At 67.4% G+C, this 17,816-nt stretch carries 14 protein-coding genes; 6 read left to right on the top strand and 8 right to left on the bottom strand.

All coding sequences use genetic code 11. The annotated features are described in order from the left end of the window. Positions 1–46: 46 nt before the first annotated feature. From MUU56_RS04300 to MUU56_RS04265, 8 genes are all read right to left on the bottom strand, one after another. On the bottom strand, positions 47–1,309 hold the full coding sequence (locus MUU56_RS04300) for a glycoside hydrolase family 5 protein (protein ID WP_244766085.1): 1,263 nt from the start codon (positions 1,307–1,309) through the stop codon (positions 47–49). After that, entirely contained in the window at positions 1,306–3,267 is a 1,962-nt protein-coding gene (locus MUU56_RS04295; RefSeq protein ID WP_244766084.1) for an alginate lyase family protein, read from the bottom strand. Before MUU56_RS04295 ends, MUU56_RS04300 begins: the two co-directional genes overlap by 4 nt. Next, positions 3,264–4,517 carry a glycosyltransferase family 4 protein gene (locus tag MUU56_RS04290; protein WP_244766083.1) on the bottom strand — a complete coding sequence of 418 codons (1,254 nt, stop codon included), beginning with the start codon at positions 4,515–4,517 and terminating at the stop codon, positions 3,264–3,266. Before MUU56_RS04290 ends, MUU56_RS04295 begins: the two co-directional genes overlap by 4 nt. Further along, positions 4,498–5,805: a nucleotide sugar dehydrogenase gene (locus MUU56_RS04285; RefSeq protein ID WP_244766082.1), complete on the bottom strand. Its 1,308-nt coding sequence runs from the start codon at positions 5,803–5,805 to the stop codon at positions 4,498–4,500. The genes MUU56_RS04290 and MUU56_RS04285 overlap by 20 nt, the downstream gene beginning before the upstream one ends. Before the next feature lie 88 nt (positions 5,806–5,893). Continuing rightward, entirely contained in the window at positions 5,894–7,213 is a 1,320-nt protein-coding gene (locus tag MUU56_RS04280) for a phenylacetate--CoA ligase family protein (RefSeq protein ID WP_244766081.1), read from the bottom strand. Further along, positions 7,210–8,418, bottom strand: a complete 1,209-nt coding sequence (locus MUU56_RS04275) for a glycosyltransferase family 4 protein (RefSeq protein ID WP_244766080.1) — start codon at positions 8,416–8,418, stop codon at positions 7,210–7,212. The genes MUU56_RS04280 and MUU56_RS04275 overlap by 4 nt, the downstream gene beginning before the upstream one ends. Further along, the gene (locus tag MUU56_RS04270; RefSeq protein ID WP_244766079.1) at positions 8,418–9,338 is read right to left on the bottom strand and encodes a glycosyltransferase family 2 protein; all 921 of its coding nucleotides are present in this window, start codon (positions 9,336–9,338) and stop codon (positions 8,418–8,420) included. The genes MUU56_RS04275 and MUU56_RS04270 overlap by 1 nt, the downstream gene beginning before the upstream one ends. A 206-nt stretch (positions 9,339–9,544) precedes the next feature. Then, the gene (locus MUU56_RS04265) at positions 9,545–10,225 is read right to left on the bottom strand and encodes a polysaccharide deacetylase family protein (protein ID WP_244766078.1); all 681 of its coding nucleotides are present in this window, start codon (positions 10,223–10,225) and stop codon (positions 9,545–9,547) included. Positions 10,226–10,402: 177 nt separating this feature from the next. Between MUU56_RS04265 and MUU56_RS04260 the strand changes: the two genes are divergently transcribed. The 6 genes from MUU56_RS04260 (at position 10,403) to MUU56_RS04235 (ending at position 17,789) form a co-directional block, all read left to right on the top strand. Continuing rightward, a complete protein-coding gene (locus MUU56_RS04260) occupies positions 10,403–11,656 on the top strand; it encodes an oligosaccharide flippase family protein (protein ID WP_244766077.1) in 1,254 nt (417 codons plus the stop codon). Positions 11,657–11,859: 203 nt separating this feature from the next. After that, entirely contained in the window at positions 11,860–13,668 is a 1,809-nt protein-coding gene (locus MUU56_RS04255; RefSeq protein ID WP_244766076.1) for a serine aminopeptidase domain-containing protein, read from the top strand. Positions 13,669–13,823: 155 nt separating this feature from the next. Next, the gene (locus tag MUU56_RS04250; RefSeq protein WP_244766075.1) at positions 13,824–14,669 is read left to right on the top strand and encodes a hypothetical protein; all 846 of its coding nucleotides are present in this window, start codon (positions 13,824–13,826) and stop codon (positions 14,667–14,669) included. 30 nt (positions 14,670–14,699) lie between these two features. Beyond that, entirely contained in the window at positions 14,700–14,957 is a 258-nt protein-coding gene (locus MUU56_RS04245; protein ID WP_244766074.1) for an acyl carrier protein, read from the top strand. After that, positions 14,957–16,477 carry an AMP-binding protein gene (locus MUU56_RS04240; RefSeq protein ID WP_244766630.1) on the top strand — a complete coding sequence of 507 codons (1,521 nt, stop codon included), beginning with the start codon at positions 14,957–14,959 and terminating at the stop codon, positions 16,475–16,477. Before MUU56_RS04245 ends, MUU56_RS04240 begins: the two co-directional genes overlap by 1 nt. Continuing rightward, the gene (locus tag MUU56_RS04235) at positions 16,470–17,789 is read left to right on the top strand and encodes a type III PLP-dependent enzyme (protein WP_244766073.1); all 1,320 of its coding nucleotides are present in this window, start codon (positions 16,470–16,472) and stop codon (positions 17,787–17,789) included. Before MUU56_RS04240 ends, MUU56_RS04235 begins: the two co-directional genes overlap by 8 nt. The last annotated feature ends 27 nt before the right edge of the window (positions 17,790–17,816 follow it).

The raw sequence follows: 17,816 nt of genomic DNA, 5'->3' as shown, positions 1-17,816 counted from the left end.
GCCACCCGGACGCGAAAGTGCCGAACGCGCTTTTGCCGGAATGGCTCTAGTTGTGCAGTCCGCTTCGGTCGAGGCCGAGCGCCTGTATCACATCCGGATCGATCTTGCGTGATTCATTGTCAAAAACCAACCCGAAACCGGGATAGCCGTCGCCCGCGTTGTAGTCCCAAAGGGCCCAGCCGAAGCCGTTCGCTTCGGCGGCCTTGCGGACATGCTCCAGCCAGAGGATACGGCCCGGAATTTCCGGCAGCCCCTCCGGCTGGCGGGCGACCCCGAATTCGCCGATGATCAGCCGCGACGGCGCGATCTTCTGCGCGTCGACCCATTGCCGCATGGCGGCAAAATGGCCCTGGACATAGGCGTCGTCCACCAGCGGCGGATCGTCATAATAGTTCGCGATCACGCCCCTCGCCTGCTTGAGCGTGTCGCCCGGCACATCGACGCCGGCGCGCTGGCGCGCCGCGATGAGCTGTTTCGTGCGGGCAAGCGCAACGGCCTTGTCGGCGCCGACGCCGGGATAGGCGAGACCGGACATGTGGCGCAGCGGCGCATTGGCGAAGGGAAGGCCCTGGTGCGTGAAGGGATAGGGTCGATAATAGTGCACGTCGACCAGCGTATTGGCGTCATACGGCTCCATCTCCAGATGGGGCAGCGCGTCGGGCGAGGACCAGCATCCCGTCGTCAGGACCAGCGCGAGGTCCGGCGCGATCTCGCGAACGGCCGCATAGAGCAGCGGCTGCATCCGCGTCCATTCGTTGGCGGTCGTCAGCCGGCAGTCCTCCTGGGGCTCGTTCATCAGCCCGAGTGCCGTCTTGTCCGCCGGCAGGTCACGCAGATAGCGGGCGAGTTGCTTCAACCATTCGCCATAGGCGCGGAACGCTGCGCCGTCGGCATCCGCAAGGATCCTCGGCGCCGACCAGTTCGGATCGAAATGATTGGGATGCGCATCGACGAGGACGCCGAAACCGGCGGCCTGCAACCGCCGCACCGTATCGTAGAGCGCGTCGATGAGCAGGCGCCGCTCGGCTTCCGTCACGGCAAGGAAAGGGGCTGGTGCCACCGGCAGGCGGACGAAATCGAAACCGACGGCCCGCAGGCGATGGAGCTCCGCATCGTCGATCCGGGCAAGCGGCCCCTGGAAGGGCGGCCAGAGGAACGCCCCGGGAACCTCAGGATCGTCCATCGGCAGGCTGTGCAGCCGGGCGAGATTGATCCCCCGCCGAAAGGCCGGCGCATCCGCCGCCAGCGTCGCGGTTGCCGCACCGAAAAGCAGGACGGCCAGCAGGGCGAGAGAGCAAAGACGTTTCACAGCAGCCTCATTTCCGTGCGCATCGTTCCGCCGGGCGGGGCAGAACCGCGGAACACCAGTTGGGCGGAGGGCACCTTCACGCCGAAGCACGGCGAACGCCAGCCGAGCCGCCCGGCCTCCCGTCCACTCTCCAGCGTGGCCGCCCAGCCTTGCGGCCCGGCAAGCCGCATCAGCGGCAGGCCGTCGGCCACGAAGTCGAAGGTGCCGGGCCGGTCGGTCGCCCGGATGTCGACGCCCTCCCCCGACAGGAAGGAAATCGCGACGGTCTCGGTCGGCGCCGCCGCACCGTCGAGCCGGTCCTCGATATGGAACGTGTCGGCGGAGAGGCGCCGCAGCAGGCGGGCATGCGCGACGCCGAAGCGCGCGCGGTAGCCGTCATGGGCGGCGGCGCAGGAAAAGGCATCGAGGCGCTCATCCACCACAAGCCCGCGGGCCTGCGCCTTGGTCTTCCAGTTGAAGGCGCCCGAGACCAGGCTGGAGCTTTCGCCGCCGATCGACAGCGTGTTGTGCAGGGGCGTGCCCCGGAAGGCATCGCGCCAGGCGCCGCCGGCGTGATAAAGATAGGTTCCGGCATCCGCAAGCAGCGCCTTGCCGCCGTAGTCGAGCCAGACGGCGAGCGTATCGGCATGGCCGTGCGCGGCGATCGACAGGAAGCCGAGCGGCCCGTGATCCATGGCAAGAACCAGCTGCCGCCCGTGCACCCGGTCGCGCAGCACCGTGTAGCCGCCCTCCGGGAAGGTACGCACGCCCACGCCCTTCACCGGCGCCAGGCGGCGACCGAAGACGAGATCGCGCAGGTGCGGCGGCGCGGCCGGCGGGGCGATGTCCGGCCGATCGCAGACCGCCGCCGCCGCCGAGACGACGGAGGCGACATAGTGCCGGTCCGCGTCGGGATCGCTGACGATCACGCGGCCCTCGTCGTCGTCGCCGATGCGCGGCACCGCGCCGTTTTCGTCCATGAACCAGGTGAGCGCCTCGCCGACGGCGGCGAGCTTTTGCAGCACCGCCTGCGGCAGCGGGTCGCCCGCGGCCTGCCCCACGCGCGCGGCCGTCAGGTAGAGCTCCAGCGTGAAGGCGGTGTAGGTCGGCGATTGCTCGGCGCCGATGCCGTCGGCATGGAACTGGCGGTCGGCTTCCTCCGCCAGCACGCGGCGGGCATAGGCGCGCCAGCTCTTCGCCGCCGGCAGGTCGGGGCAGGCCGTGGCGATGACATAGAGGCCGACGGCCTCCGCGATCAGGTGGTTGTTTGCCGAGGAAAACCGGGACGGATAGCGCCGGAGCCAGGTGCCGGTCGCGGCGAGGAAGGCGCGGATGGAACGGCGGGCGGCCGGGGAGAAGGCGTCGTCACCGACCAGCCGCGTCGCGACAAGCACGCTGATGGCGCGCAGGGCCAGTTCGATGCCGGACGGCCAGTTGATGCCGTGGAAGGGCGGATTATCTGCGATCCAGCCCGCGATCTCATCCGACACGAACGCGCCGAGCTCCGCCCGGCCCGTGCGGGCGGCAAGCGCCGCGATCGGCTGCAGATATTGCAGCCGGTTGATCTCCCAGACATATTTCACATCGCCATAGACATCGCTATGCCGGTAGTTGATGTCGAAGCAATAGCGGTCCCTCGGCCATTCCCGGCGCGAGCACGGATCGAAATGCCAGAGCGAGGCTTCGCCTGCCGGCGGCCATTCCCGCCCGAGGAAATGGTGCCGCCGGGCCATCGCCAGCTCCGCGACACGGTCCCAGCGCGCAAGCAGGTCAGCATCGGCCAAGGCGGGATCGATGGCGACGGGAAAGACGGGAAGCGGTCCGTCCCCCACATCGAAGCGCGCCCAGCCCGGCTGCACCAGCCGGGCGGACCGTTTCCTCGCCAGCTCGCCGACCCGGTGCGCCACTTCCGCCGTGGACATGGCGGACAGGCGCCGGGCATACCAGGCAAGGCGGCTCGAAAGGCGGCCGGCCGTCATCGCCCGGCCTTCGCGCCGATCTTCTCGTACAGGCGCTCGTAGGCGGCGAGCAGCACCGGCGCCGAATGCTCCCAGGAGAAGGAGGTAAGGATGCGCTTGCGCCCGAGTTCGCCCATGGCCTCGCGCCGTTCGGGATCGTCGAGCAGCGCCACGATCCTTTCACCGAAGTCCCGCACGTCGTCAGGCTTCGCATAGAGCGAGGATTCGCCCGCCGACACCCGCCCTTCCCGCGTCTCGAACTGCACGATGGGCTTTTTCAGCGCCATGTATTCGAGGATCTTGTTCATGGTGGAAAGGTCGTTCATCGGCGTGACGCGGTCGGGGTTGATGCAGACGTCCGCGGTGTTCAGCATGTCGAGCATGATGTCGTCGGGGGCGCGGCCCGTGAAGGTGAAATAGCGCGACAGGCCGCGCTTCTCCACGGCCTCGATGATCGTCGGCAGCTCCGGACCGCCGCCGACGATGCCGAAATGGATGTCCGTGCGGTGCAGCGTGTTGACGATGTGGTCGACCGCCTCGACCAGCAGGTCCATGCCCTCCTGCTGCCCGATGACCCCGACATAGCCGACGAGAAAGGCAAAGCCCTTTTTCAGTTCCTCTTTCGGCGGACGGATCTGGAGCTTTTCCATCTTCGGCCCCGAGCGCACCACGAACACGTCGTCCGCCGCCATCCCGCCCCGCCGCATGGCGATCTCGCGGTAGGATTCGTTGGTGGCGATGGAGACCGTGGCCGAGCGGAAGGTCAGCCGTTCGAAAAAGCGCGTCACGCGGTGCAGGAAGCCGCGCTTGCCGAACTTCGCCTCGAAGAGTTCCGGGCAGATGTCGTGATGGTCGAACAGGAACTTCACGCCGAACGGCCGGAAGAGCCAGGCGATGAGGAAGATCAGGTCCGGCGGGTTGCAGCCGTGGATCACATGGAACCCGTGCCGGCGGCGGATCTTGAAGGCCAGTCGCGCTTCATGGAAAAGCGCGGAGGAATATTCCCGCAGGTAGCCGAGCGCGCCACGCGCGTCGATCGGCAGCGGGTGGCGATAGATGTGCACGCCCTCCCGCTCCTCGTAAAGCGCTTCGAAACCCTTGCCGGTGGGGCAGATGACCGAAACCGCATAGCCGGCGGCGCGAAGCGTCGTCGCCTCCGACCAGACGCGGCGGTCGAAGGGCACGGGCAGGTTTTCCACGATGATCAGCACGCGCCGGTCGAACGGCCGGTCGACCGCAGCCTCGACCTCCTTACCAGTTAACACCTTCATAGCGGTCCTCCAGCTCGTTCACATTCTTCAGTCGCACGAGGTCGTAGAGCCGCTGGTCGGGGCGCATTCGTGCAGGAAGGCTCTCGAATTCCGGATCGGCGTTGCCGACGATCAGCACGTCGCCGTGCGCCGCGACCCGGTCGAAATCATCGACGAGGATCGACGAGATATGCGGGATGACGTTCAGGATGTGATCGCGGTTGGCGCCGTAGAGCCGGGCGAAATTGACGAAGCGGTCGTAGATGAGGATATCCATCCCCTTGCCGAGCAGGCGCTCCACCAGCGTCACCAGCGGGCTTTCGCGCAGGTCGTCCGTGCCGGATTTGAAGCTGATGCCGAAGATGGAGATCTTGCGCCGGCCATGGGCCATGATCTCGTTGAAGGCGCGGGTGACCTGTTCGTCGTTCGAGCGCAGCAGGCTGTTGAGCAGCGGCAGCTCCAGGTCCAGCTCGCGGCCCTTGTAGGAGAGCGCCCTAACGTCCTTCGGCAGGCACGATCCGCCGAAGGCGAAGCCCGGCATCAGGTAGCGCGGCGAGATGTTGAGCTTCTCGTCCTTGCAGAAGATCTTCATGACCTCGTGGCTGTCGACGCCGACGGCCTTGCCGATATTGCCGATCTCGTTGCCGAAGGCCACCTTGACGGCGTGCCAGGCATTGTCGGCATATTTGACCAGCTCGGCCACGTCGACGGAGGTCAGGAAGCGGGGCGCCTCGATGCCGTCATAGATCGAGGCGATCGTTGCCGCCACGGCTTCGGTCTCGCCGCCGGCGACGATCTTCGGCGGGTTGTCGTAGTCGAAGACCGCGCTGGCCTCACGCAGGAATTCCGGGTTGTTGCCGATGGAGAGCGCGGCATCCTCGCCGGCATGCTGGCGCAGGGTCGGGATGATGAGGTTGCGCATCGTGCCCGGCAGGACCGTTGAGCGGATGACGACCGTATGCGGGCGCTTCTTGCGCGCGACGGCGGCGCCGATCTCCTGGCAGACGCGCACGACGATATCGGTGTCGAGCGAGCCGTTCTTGCGGCTCGGCGTGCCGACGCAGATCAGCGACATGTCCGTGGCGCGCACCGCCTCGTCGACATCGGTGGTCGCGCGCAGCCGGCCGTTCTCGATGCCGGCGCGGATCAGTTCGCCGACGCCCTCCTCGACGACGGGCGAGTTGCCGCTGTTGATGATATCCACCTTGAGCTGCTGGTTGTCGACGCCGATGACGTCATGTCCGTCCCGCGAAAGGCAGGCTGCCGTCACGGCTCCGACATAACCAAGGCCAAATAGCGAAATCTTCATGCGAACCTCTGCAATGGTGCCGTTTGCCGGCGTGATGACGAACGCCGCTGCCGGACCTGCGTCCTAGCGGCAAAACCTTTCGGATACCCTATCCCGGTGTGTGAAGGCCGGCTTCACGCACCACGAGCGGCATTTTCCCGCTTTTCTCCCGCGCGATCGCCTCGCAGAAGCGGATTTCCACCCGCATCGTCCCGGGCAGACGCGGCGCGAACTTCGCGGCGATCGCCGCCTTCAGCGTCTCGTCCGCAGGCCCCTCGGCAACGGCGAGCACCAGCACGCGGTCCGGGTCGGTCTGGCGCAGCTGCATCTGCACGAGGCCGTCGATGGAGCGCGGAATGTGGTTCATGCCGATCAGCCGGCTGCCGTCGGGGGCGATCAGATAGTCGCTTTCGCGCCCCTCGATGCGGGCGAAGGGCCGGATGCCGAGCGCCACCTCTTCGGCGCCCTGCGCGTCGGCGGCGTCAGCAGCGAGCGCGATGTCCCCGGTGTCGTAGCGCAGCAGCGGCTGCGCCTCGTTGCGCAGATTGGTCGCGACGATGCGAAAGCGTCCGCCGCCCTCGCCCTCCGGCTGCAGCTCCACACGGCCATAGGCCGGCATGAACCGGTAGGCCGACGCCTTCAACGCATAGGCGAAGCAGACCCGCTCGGCCTGGCCGTAATAATCGGCGACGCAGGCGCCGAAGAGCCGTTCCGCCCGCGCGCGCAGCTCGTCCGTCAGCACCTCGGAAGAGGTCAGCACGACCGGCACGTCGAGCCGCCAGCCCCGGCGCTCCATGCAGGCGGCAAGCATGTCGAGCGCCGAGGGATAGGCCCAGATGACGCCCGGCGAAAACTCCTTCAGCGCGGCAAAGAAGGTTTCCGCCGTGGCGGTGTTCAGATGGGCGACGGAGAAGTTCAGGATCCGCCCGCCGCGCTCCACGCGCCAGTAGGGCGGCGTCCGGTCGGACGGGTCCTTGATGGCCTCGCCGCGCAGCACGGCGATCCTGTCGCGCCGGAAGTCGCCGCCGGCGAGCGCAACCACATGGTCGATCGCCGCCTGCTCGAACACGACGGAGGCGAAACTGCGCTTGATGGCGAGCGGAATGCCGGACGAACCGCTGGTCGCCGCCGCCGTGGTTAGGAAACCGGACGAGGAGCGGTAGCGGTCGGGACCCGAGCGCAGCATCTCCTTCGTCAGGAGGGGATGGGCATCGAGGGATTTGCCCCGCCAGGCCGCATAACCGGGCAGGCCGGAGGCGGCCGCGAGGGTCCGCTCCACGAGGCGCTGCTGGAGCGCCCTGCGGCCGTCGATATCGCTGTCGTCGAAAGCGGCAAGCTCCCGCCGATAGGCGTGATAGAGCGGCGGGAAGCGGCGCACCAGCGCATCCCCGAGGGACGCCATCCTGAGCCGGGCGATCGCGTTCGTCATCGGCCGTTGTCCGCGTTCGCCACGACACGGCTTATGAAATCGTCATAGGCCTTGACCATGTAGTCCATCCTCAGGGTTTCGCGCCGGGCGGCGGCGTTTGCCGCAAGGCGCTGCTGTTCCTCCGGCGCAGCAAGGAAAGCCGCGAGCCCCTTGTGGAAATCGGCCTCGTCGCCGGCGATCAGCAGGCTGTCCTCCCCCTCCGTCAGATATTCGATCTCGGGGCTGTGGAAGTCGTGCTTGCGCGTGATGATGGGGCGGCCATGGGCGAAGGCGTGGTTGATGGCGAGGCCGAGATAACCGGGGATGACGACCGCGCGGCAGAGCTTCATGGCCTTGGCGATGCGCAGGTCGGACGGGTCGATCGCCCCGGCGAAGCGGATGTTGCGCGCCCCGCCGGCAAGCGCCTCGAGCCTGGCGCGCTCCTCGCCGTCGCCGATCACCAGCACGTCCACCGGCCGCCCGTCCACTTGGGGAGAGGCGACGGCGAAGCGCACTAGGCTGTCCACCTCCTTGCGTGGCACGAGACGGCCGACATAGAGCAGCACGTCGGAACCCGGCCGCAGGCCGAACTCGGCGCGGATCTCGGCGTCGTCGAACGCTGCGGCCTTGTCGGCGAGCACGATCTGCTCCTCGACGTCGATCGTGTTGCGCACGACCTGGATCCGGTCGGCGGGCACGCCGATCGACAGGAGATGCTCACGCCCCTTCTCGGTATAGGCGAGGTAGCCGTCGCCAAGCCGCGCGAGCCGGTCGGCGGCCCAGCGGGCGATCCGGTCCTTGAGCGGAGGCCGCGCGCCGCCCTCCTCCCACGAGCCGTAGGCCTTGCGGTAGCCGAAGCCCCACCAGAAGACCGGCCGCCTGCGCAGCTTGGCAAGCGCAAGGATGGCGAAGCTCGACAGGAACTTGAACTCGTGGCCGATGACGACGCCGTCGAACCGCCCCTTCACATAGCGCGAGACCGCCGCCTGCCAGATCAGCAGCGCCTTTTTCAGCCGCAGCTCCACGGTGCCGACTTCGACATTGGCGAAGGGAAAGGGCGGCTTGGCCACTTGCAGCGAGGTGTTGGACGGCGGCTTGCCGTGGAAGACGACATACTGGTTGCGGGAGGTCTCAGCCAGCCGCACGTAGAAGCCGCGCCGGTAGACCGGAACGCAGCCCTGGTGGAAGATCGCCACGCGATAGGGTTTTGCGGGTTTCTGCAGCATCACGTCCCCCCTCCGCTGCGGCCGTAATAGCCGGCCCTCTGCCAGAACGTCAGCTTGCCCAGCGCCGACATGACCTGCATGGCGTTGCGTGCATAGAACTGGCGGCTGAACGGATAGCTCGCCGCCGCGAGCGGCGAAAAGACGACGAGCTGGACGAGCGCCTTCACCGCCACCGCAAGGAAGGTCGACACCGGCCGCGGCGCCCAGGCGATCCTCACATGGGTCGTGTTGCGCGCGGTGACGAGCTTGCGGCGCAGGAAGGCCGGCAGCGACGCCTTCGACTGCGGCCAGAACTCGTGCACGGTCGCATCCGCCACCCAGATGATCTTGCGCCCCTTGCGGTAGAGGCCATGGGTGAATTCCGTGTCCTCACCGCCGGACCGGCCGAGGCGCGGGTCGAAGGGCGGGGTGCCGTCAAAGCAGGTGGCGACGCGCAGCATGATATTGCCCGTGCGCGCGGCCTGCAGCTGGCCGCCGGTCGCCATGGCCTCGCGCTTTCCGAAGAAGAAGGGCGTGGGGTCCCAGCCGAGCGCCGGCTTGTTCTCGAAGACCGGCAGGACGGGCCCGGTGCCCATGTCAGCCTCATGGGCGAGCAGCGCGCGGTGGAGGTTCGCCAGCCAGTCGGGCTCGGCGGTCTCGTCGTCGTCGATGAAGGCGATGAACTGGCCCTTCGCGGCGGCCACCCCGGCGTTTCGCGCATGGGAAATGCCGCTTCGTGCCTCGTGGACGTAGCGCAACGGCGGTTCGAGGCCCGACAGGCTCTCCACCCAGGCTCGCGCGTTCGCGTCCGGCGTGTTGTCGACGACAATCATCTCGAAGGCGTGCCCGTCGGCAAGGCGCTGGGCGTAGACGGATGCGATCGTCCGCCGCGCCATCACCTCCCTGTCAAAGGTGCACATGACTACCGAAATCAAGGTCAAGCGCTCCATCCTTCCTGCCGGCCCGTTGGGGCTGCGGTTTCCGGCGCCTTCGCAACCGACAATCGCATACGCCGTTCCCCAAGCTGATGACGGTTCGTGTCTAACACGGCGTTAATTTCGGCCGTCCAGTTCCCTTTCGGTGCAGGTTTCGTGGTTGCTTGGTTAATGTGCGCGAAACGAAAACGATCAAATGCGAAAGAGGTCGGCTACCAGCGATAGCGCAACCGACGCGCGATCCGATAGGCGAGGCCCCGGGCCTTCGCGCCGGGGCGCGCGAGCGGCAGGAGGCCACTCCGGGGATCGAAGGTTTCGGTCAGCGACCGGCGCGGGCAGAACCAGACGTCGCGATAGGCAAGGCCCGTGGAGCTCGTGAAGACGCGGTCGTAGCGCTCCGCCTTCAGCCGCCGCAAGACCGAGCGGTCGAACCCGCCGAAGGGGATCGAGGCATAGGCGACCGGCGCGCCGAGCACATCCTCGATCTTCCTACGGGCATCCACCAGTTCGCGCCGATATCCCGCCTCGTCGAGGGAACGCCAGTCGACGTGGTCGTGGCCGTGGCTGCCGATCGTCATGCCGGCCGCGGCGATATCGCGAATCTGGGCGGCGGAGAGATAGCCCTTCTGCCCGATCCGGCCGGCGAGAACGAAGAAGATGCCGCTCCGGCCATGATCCGCCAGCACCGGCAACGCGACGTCATAGTCGGAGAGATTGCCGTCGTCGAAGGTGACATGCGCCTCGATCCCGGTCTTCGCCTCCAGGTCGTCGAGGCCGGCGATCGTTTGGCGGAAGACCTCTTCCGTCACGAAATAGCGCAGCTCCCCTTCCGCGGGCGGCACGATCGGCGCGCCGATGCCGTGGAAGGTGAGGTAGAGCGTGTTCGCAAGCATGGCGTCTCCGGCGGCAACAGGGCGAGCGTCCTCCATCTACGCCGCAAAGCTCAAGAAACGGTTTACCGGCCCTGCCGCCATTGCGCGCAATCCGCCATTGTTCTAGACGTAGCGCCGTGATCGGGCGGCTGCCGGGCCGTTCCCGGGCGCCACGGGGGCAGAGCGCAGGGTGATTGGATGAAACGGATCGTGGCGCTTGCCGACAAAGTTCGCGGTTCGCTTCTCGCCCGGAACACGATCGTCTACACATTCAATTTCGGCATGCAGCTGGTCATCCAGTTCGGCTACTTCATGCTGCTGTCCCGCTATCTCGGCTCATCCGAATACGGTGTCTTCGTCGCGCTTTCGAGCATCAACGGCATCGGCGTGCTGCTGGTGGGGCTGGGCAGCGACCATGTGATGATCCAGCGCGTTGCCGTCGACCCGGCGAGCTTTTCGCGCTCTCTCGGCCACAGCGTCGCGATGTCCGCCCTGACGGTGCCGATCATCGCCGTCCTTGCCGCCGTCATCGGCCATTATCTCGTGGGCGACCATGTGCACGTCGCCTCGCTCCTCGCCTTCGTCGTGGCCCATCTCGTCTTCGGCCGCATCGTCGCCGTCTGCGCCAGCGCGTTCATGGCCTTCGACCGGGCAAAGCTGCAACTGCTCGTCAATGTCGGCCTTGCGGTGCTGCGCGCGCTCTTCCTGGTGGCGGCGATCCTCTACCAGAAGGACCTGACGCTCGACGACTGGGCCTGGTGGTATCTTGCGGCCTCGGCGCTGGGCGCCCTGGTGGCCATGGTGCTGGTGGCCGTCGTCTGCGGCCTGCCCTCCCCGGGCGTGATCCGCGCGGACATCTCGCTCGGCCTGCAATATTGCCTGGAGTTCGTGGCGATCGGCAGCGTCGCCGATATCGACAAGCCGGCCGTCGCCCAAACGCTCGGCCCCGACATCGCCGGCCAGTATGCCGCAGGCTTCAAGATCGTCGATGCGGCATCGGCGCCGATCCGCGCCCTGCTCTACGCGACCTATACGCGCCACTTCCGCAACGCGTCCGCCAGCGCCACCGAAAGCGTGCGCTTCGGCCTGCGTCTCGTTCCGTTTTCCCTGGTGATCTCGGTTCCGATCGCGATCTTCCTCTATTTCGTGGCTGACTACATCCCCTATCTCATCGGCCACGATTTCGACGGCACGCCGGAGATCATTCAACTGCTGGCGCTGTATCCGCTGCTGATGGGCCTGTCGGGCATCGGCGCCGATATCCTGCGGGCGGTGGGCAAGCAGAAGCTGCGCATCACCCTGCTCATCCTCACGGCCCTCATCATGGTGCCGGCGATCATGGCGGGCGCCTCGCTCGGCGGCCTGCTGGGCGCGGGGCTTGCCCGTCTCGCCGTGCAGGTCTCCCTCGTCGGCGCGACCTGGATGTTCCTGGCGAAGGACAGGACCGTCTAGAGCACCGCCGTCAGGCCCGCCATTACACCCGATCTTAAGCTTTGCCCGGCACAACGGATGGATGATGCATCTTTAAATCGTGCGCCGGAGGGACGGAATGTCCGCGCGCCCGGTCAAGCCGACATCCGCGATGGCACGGTCCCGCGGGTCGCCTTCGGCGCGACGCGGCGTTGCGCAGCGGTGGACTGGGGACGAGACACGCAATGTCGGCAAACGCCAACAACGGCGCGGCCACCGCCGCGGAAAGAACATCCGAAGCCGGCGAGGCCGCCTGCCCCGTCGCCTTTTCAGGCCTTCCGGGGCTCTTCAAGCCTGCATCGGGCGCATCGCCGGCACGCGATGTCGCGGTTCTCTTCCTCAGCCCCTGGGGAATTGACGAATTGTGCACCCGGCGCTTCTTCCGCATCACCGCCGAGGTGCTGGCCGAAGCCGGCGTCGCGAGCCTGCGCTTCGATTATCCCGGCACCGCCAATGCGCTTGATGCCCCCGATGCCGTCATCGACGTCGATTGCTGGGTGGAGGCCGCCCGTGCGGGGGTCGAGGCCGTACGCCGTTTCTCCGGCGCGGACAACGTCGTCCTGCTCGGCTTCGGCCTCGGTGCGGCGATCGCGCTCAAGGCAAGCCCCCATGTGGAAAACCTTGCCGGCCTCGCGCTGCTCGCACCCGTCGTCGCCGGCCGGCGTTACCTGCGGGAACTCTCCGTCTGGTCGGCCGTCGTCGACGAGGGGGTGGGCGTCGCCCCGCATATGCGCGATACCGCGCCCGGCACGATCGCCGGGCTGACGATGCCGCAGGGCATCGTCGACACGCTCGCGACGCTCAATGCCGACGCCTTCGACGACAACCCGGCCGGGCAGATCTTCTTCGCCGCGCGGCCCGACAACACGGCGGACCGCCAGTTGCGCGACCGGTTGGCGAAAGGCGAGGCGGCGATCCGGGACTTCACCTTCCGCGGCTATGACAAGCTGGTCTCCAATCCGCTCGGGCAGGAAATCCCGGCCGACTTTCTCGAAGCCTTCCCGGACTGGCTGAAAGGCCTTGCCGCCTTCGAAACGCCCGCCCGCCATCCCCCGAGGCTTCCGGCCGGCCCCGCCGTCCTCGCCGTCGGCGCGGTGCGCGAGACGGCCCTGCGCTTCGGGCCCGGTGGGCGGCTCATCGGAACGCTCACCGAGCCCATGCAGGGCGATACGGGCACGACGGCCGTGCTGCTGACCACCGGCTACGACCACCAGGGCGGCTGGGCGCGCTCGGGCGTCGACCTCGCCCGCCATCTCGCCCGGAAGGGCGTCGCCTCGTTCCGCTTCGACAGCGCCGGCGTCGGCGACAGCCCGCCCGTGCCCGGCCGCCGCGCGCAGGTTCTCTACGATGAACCGCAGATCGCCGACATGGCATCGGTGCGGCAATATCTCGACGGCATCGGCAGGACGGGCCCGGCCATTCTCTTCGGGCGTTGCAGCGGGGCCTATGTCGCCTTCCGCGCGGCGGCGCAGGACGAGCGGTGGGCCGCGTGCATCTCCGTCAATCCCTATGCGTTCCGCTGGTTGAAACCGCCGAGCGAGGCGATCGTCTCCAGCGCGCCCCGCGCCCTTGGCGACTATTCCCAGAAGGCGCTCCAGCTCGACACGTTCCGTCGCCTCGTCTCCGGCGACATCGACCTGCGCGCCGCCGCACGCAACATCGGCCAGCGCATCGCCCAGCGCCTGTCCAAGCGTCTCGCGCCGGTGCTCGGTCCGCTTCTGGCAACCGAGCGGCTCGAGCGGGCCGTCCACGGCGACTTTCGTGCCCTGTCGCAGCGGCCGGGCCGGACATGCCTCGTCTACAGCGTCGACGATCCGGGCCTCGACAATTTCCATGTCCATTTCGGCAGGCAGGCGGAGGGGCTGGCCGCCTACCCCAATATCGAGCTCCATATCCTGCCGGATACCGACCACAACGTGACCCCGCGGGCGAGCAGGGAACGGCTCTTCCACATCGTCGAACAGGCGGCGATATCGCTTTCGCGCGCCCGCTGAACGGTCGCATCGAAAGACCGGCCGGCAGCATGCGAACTGTTTACCTTGTTTGGCTTCAGGAGCCGCCGGCGCCCGGCGCGCGGGCTTCCGTTTAGCCTTTCTGAAGGAGTCGGGACTAGAGACTGGCATCACGGAACAGGATCGCCACGCAGGATATGCTCAAGCTACGCGCCATAGGCCATGACGGATTGGACGCCGCCTCGGACCTTCTCACGAAGGGCTTTCCGTCACGCACGCGCGACTTCTGGCGGCGGGGGCTGAAGCGGCTTCTCGACCATGAGGGCACGGCCGGCGCCGGGCCGATCGGCAACTTCCTGATGGCGGGCGAGACCCCCATCGGCATCCTCCTGACGATCACGAGAAGCGACAAAGGGACCGGGCGGAAGGTGATCAACCTTTCCAGCTGGTATGTCGAGGAAAGCCACCGCTGGTATGCGCCGCGCATGCTGCTGGCGGCCATGTCGGACAGCCGGGCGACCTACACGGACCTGACGCCCTCGAAGGCCGCGACCGAGCTGAACAACCGCCTCGGCTTCCGCACGATCGACTACGACCTGCCGCTGTTTGCCCTTCCCTGGCTGGCCATCGCCGGCCGCAGGCGGGGCAGGCTCGTGGCGCTCGACGCGGTGCCGGCGGGCGCCATTGCCGAGGCGCTGATGCGCGACCTCAGGGCGCACCGGGACCTCGGCTGCATCGTGACGGTGATCGAGAGCGGCGGGCGCCACCATCCCCTCGTCTTCGACGTCATCCGCAAGAAGCGCATTCCGCTCGCCCGGGTGATCTACGCCGAAAGCAGCGATCTCGTCACCGACAACCTGGCGATCCTGGCCCGCCTGCTGCTCCGGCATGGCGTGCCGCTGCTCTGCCTGCAATTGCCGCGCGGCCGGCATGTCCCCCATGCCTGGCGCTGGAAAAGCGGGCTGCGCTACCAGGTCAAGGGCGAATGGGACGAGCGGATCATCGATGAACTCTACTCCGAACGCGTGCTGCTCAAGGTTTAGCCGCGACCGGTCTTCACGAAGGGAAAAGCCATGCTGGACAATGTGACTGCCGCCCCGGACATCGAGGCAGAAATCTACGGCTACATCACCAAGCGCTTTCCCGCGCTTGCGCCGGTGACGCCGGATACGCCGCTGCTCGACGGGGCCATCGATTCCCTGGGCTTCCTCGAACTGATCATGTTCCTCGGCGAACGCTTCGGCATTTCGATGGAGGACGACGGTTTCGACTTCCAGGAACTGGGAACGCCGGCAAGCCTCGTCAACTTCGTTTCGCGGGCGCGGACGTGATCAAGGCCCCCGTCCTCCTCCATCACCTGCTCGCCCCCCACCGGCAAAGCGACAGGCCTGCGCTGATCGACGGCGACCGGCAGCTCGACTACCGCGCCTTTCATGGCGGGGTCGAGCGTTTCGCCTCGGCGCTGCGGCACGCCGGCCTGGAGCGCGGGGACCGCGCCGCCATCTTCCTGCCGCGCGGCCTCGAGGAATGCATCGCCATCTTCGCCGTCAGCCGGGCGATGGGCGTCTTCGTTCCGATCAACGCGCTGCTGCGCGGCCAGCAGATCAGCCATATCGTGGCCGATTGCGCGGCGCGTGTCGTGATCACCAACCGGGACCTCGCGCCGATGGTCGCCGCGAGCCTTGAGGGTGTTTTCGAGACGCGCATCCTTCTCGTCGAGGAGATGGCGGAGGCGGAGCCCGCCGCGTTGCGCGACGACAATATCGGGGAGGACCTTGCGGCGATCCTCTATACGTCCGGCTCCACCGGACGACCGAAAGGCGTGATGCTGTCGCATCGCAACCTCCTGGCGGGCGCCCGCATCGTTCGCACCTATCTCGCCATCACGCCGGACGAGCGCATCCTCTCCGTCCTGCCGTTCAGCTTCGACTACGGCCTGAACCAGCTTCTGACGGCAGTGGAGCAAGGCGCGCTGACGGTCATCCTGACCTTCCGCTTCGGCGACGAGATCGTGCGGGCGCTGCGCGACCACAGGATCACCGGCCTTGCCGGCGTGCCCACCATCTGGGCGATCCTGACCAAGGCCTCGCCGCTCCTGCACAAGACGGAGCTGCCGCATCTGCGCTACGTCACCAATTCCGGCGGTGCGGTCCCCTCGCAGACGGTCGCCAACCTGCGCAGGATGCTGCCGGCGACGAACGTCATCCTGATGTACGGCCTGACGGAGGCCTTCCGCTCGACCTACCTGCCGCCGGAAGAACTCGACCGCCGCCCCACCTCGATCGGCAAGGCTATCCCGGAATGCGAAATCTTCATCGTGACAGAGGACGGCCGCCGCGCGAAACCGGGCGAGCCCGGCATTCTCGTCCACCGCGGACCCACCGTCTCGCTCGGCTACTGGAACCGGCCGGAGGAAACCGCGCGGGTGCTGAAGCAGAACCCCTTCCGGTCCAGGGACCAGGGCGGCGACATCGTCTGCTATTCGGGCGATCTGGCGGTGGAGGACGAGGACGGCTTCTTCAGCTTCATCGGCCGCAACGATGCGATGATCAAGTCCTCGGGCTATCGCATCAGCCCTTCCGAGGTGGAAGAGGCGATCATGGCGACCGGGCGCTTCCGCCAGGTCGCCGTCATCGGCCTGCCGGACGACTTTGCCGGACAGAAGGTCCATGCGGTGGCCGTCGCGCTGGAATCGGATGTCGAGACCGCCCCCGTCTTGCAGGCGGTCGCCGGCACGCTCGCCGCCTACATGGTGCCGCGTGACCTGGAACTCGTCGAGACGCTGCCGGTGACGCCGAACGGCAAGGTGGACTACCGGCAACTCGTCAGGGAGCGCGCGAACAATGGCTGATCCGGCAGGCAAGGCGACAAACCACGGCTATGCGCTGGCAAGGCAGCTTTTCGACATCCGCGGCGACGACCTCCATGTCGGCGGCCTTGCGGTCCGCGAGATCGTCTCGCGCATCGGCTCGCCCGCCTACATCTATGACGGCGGCGGCATGCGGCGGGCCTATCGCCGGCTTGCCGCGGCGCTCGACGGCTTCGCCTCCATCTACTATTCGGTGAAGGCCAATCCGGCGCGCAGCGTCATCCGGCTCTTCGTCGAGGAGGGCGCCGGTGTCGAGATCGCCTCGCTCGGCGAATATCGCGCGGCGATCGCCGCAGGCGCGGCACCCGGGCGGATCCTCTTTGCCGGACCCGGCAAGCGCCGCGCGGAACTGGAAGCGGTGATCGAGGGCGGCATCGGCGAGATCCATATCGAGGGTCTCGACGAGATCGAGCGGATCCGCGCGATCGGCAAGCGCGTCCATGCCTCCATCCGCATCAATCCGGTTCCGGACGTGCAGGTCGGAGCCATGCGGATGGGCGGCAAGGCGACGGCCTTCGGCTTCGACGAGGAAGACCTCGACGCGGCGATCGCCGCGGTGACGGCCGCGCCGAACATCGACCTCGCCGGCATCCACGTCTACGGCGGCACGCAGATCCTCGATGCCGAGGCGCTCATCGGCGGCTGGCGGCACGCCATCGACCTTGCGTCGCGTGTCGCCCGCACGACCGGCAGGCCGTTGCGCACCGTCGACCTCGGCGGCGGCCTCGGCATCCCCTACTATGCCAACGACAAGCCGCTCGACCTCGACGCCGTGGCCGCGGCCGTTCCGGAGCTGACGGCGCGGATGCGCGCCGAGCCCCTGCTGGCCGATGCCCGCGCCATCGTCGAGCCCGGCCGCTTCCTCACCGGCGAAGCCGGCCTCTATGTCAGCGAGATCAACGCGCTCAAGACCTCCCGCGGCGTGCGCTTTCTCGTGCTGGATGGCGGGATGAACCACCATCTGGCAGCCTCCGGCAATCTCGGCCAGGTCATCAAGCGCAACTACCCCGTCGTCGCGCCGGCGCGCATGACGGCCGAGCCGGACCAGCCCGCAACCGTGGTCGGCCCGCTCTGCACGCCGCTCGACACGCTCGCCCGCGACACCGGCCTGCCGGAACTGCGCGCCGGGGACCTCGTCGCCGTCCTGCAATCCGGCGCCTACGGCCTGACGGCGAGCCCGGTGAATTTCCTCTCCCATCCGCAGCCTGCCGAAGCGCTCGTGGAAGAGGGAAAAATCGAAACAATAGACCGATTCCGCTCGATGGATGTTTTACCGAACCGCGAGGAGACGTAACATGATAACGAGGAATTATAAGCGCTT

The sequence above is a fragment of the Shinella yambaruensis genome (assembly GCF_022899355.1).
In the GTDB taxonomy this organism is placed as follows: Bacteria; Pseudomonadota; Alphaproteobacteria; order Rhizobiales; family Rhizobiaceae; genus Shinella; species Shinella yambaruensis.
This window is presented reverse-complemented; position numbering and strand designations above follow the sequence as displayed.

Excerpts from the sequence above, each read along its gene's own strand:
- MUU56_RS04295 (WP_244766084.1), bottom strand. The coding sequence starts at position 3,267 with ATGACGGCCGGCCGCCTTTCGAGCCGCCTTGCCTGGTATGCCCGGCGC.
- MUU56_RS04290 (WP_244766083.1), bottom strand. The coding sequence starts at position 4,517 with ATGAAGGTGTTAACTGGTAAGGAGGTCGAGGCTGCGGTCGACCGGCCG.
- MUU56_RS04285 (WP_244766082.1), bottom strand. The coding sequence starts at position 5,805 with ATGAAGATTTCGCTATTTGGCCTTGGTTATGTCGGAGCCGTGACGGCA.
- MUU56_RS04280 (WP_244766081.1), bottom strand. The coding sequence starts at position 7,213 with ATGACGAACGCGATCGCCCGGCTCAGGATGGCGTCCCTCGGGGATGCG.
- MUU56_RS04275 (WP_244766080.1), bottom strand. The coding sequence starts at position 8,418 with ATGCTGCAGAAACCCGCAAAACCCTATCGCGTGGCGATCTTCCACCAG.
- MUU56_RS04265 (WP_244766078.1), bottom strand. The coding sequence starts at position 10,225 with ATGCTTGCGAACACGCTCTACCTCACCTTCCACGGCATCGGCGCGCCG.
- MUU56_RS04260 (WP_244766077.1), top strand. The coding sequence starts at position 10,403 with ATGAAACGGATCGTGGCGCTTGCCGACAAAGTTCGCGGTTCGCTTCTC.
- MUU56_RS04255 (WP_244766076.1), top strand. The coding sequence starts at position 11,860 with ATGTCGGCAAACGCCAACAACGGCGCGGCCACCGCCGCGGAAAGAACA.
- MUU56_RS04250 (WP_244766075.1), top strand. The coding sequence starts at position 13,824 with ATGCTCAAGCTACGCGCCATAGGCCATGACGGATTGGACGCCGCCTCG.
- MUU56_RS04245 (WP_244766074.1), top strand. The coding sequence starts at position 14,700 with ATGCTGGACAATGTGACTGCCGCCCCGGACATCGAGGCAGAAATCTAC.
- MUU56_RS04235 (WP_244766073.1), top strand. The coding sequence starts at position 16,470 with ATGGCTGATCCGGCAGGCAAGGCGACAAACCACGGCTATGCGCTGGCA.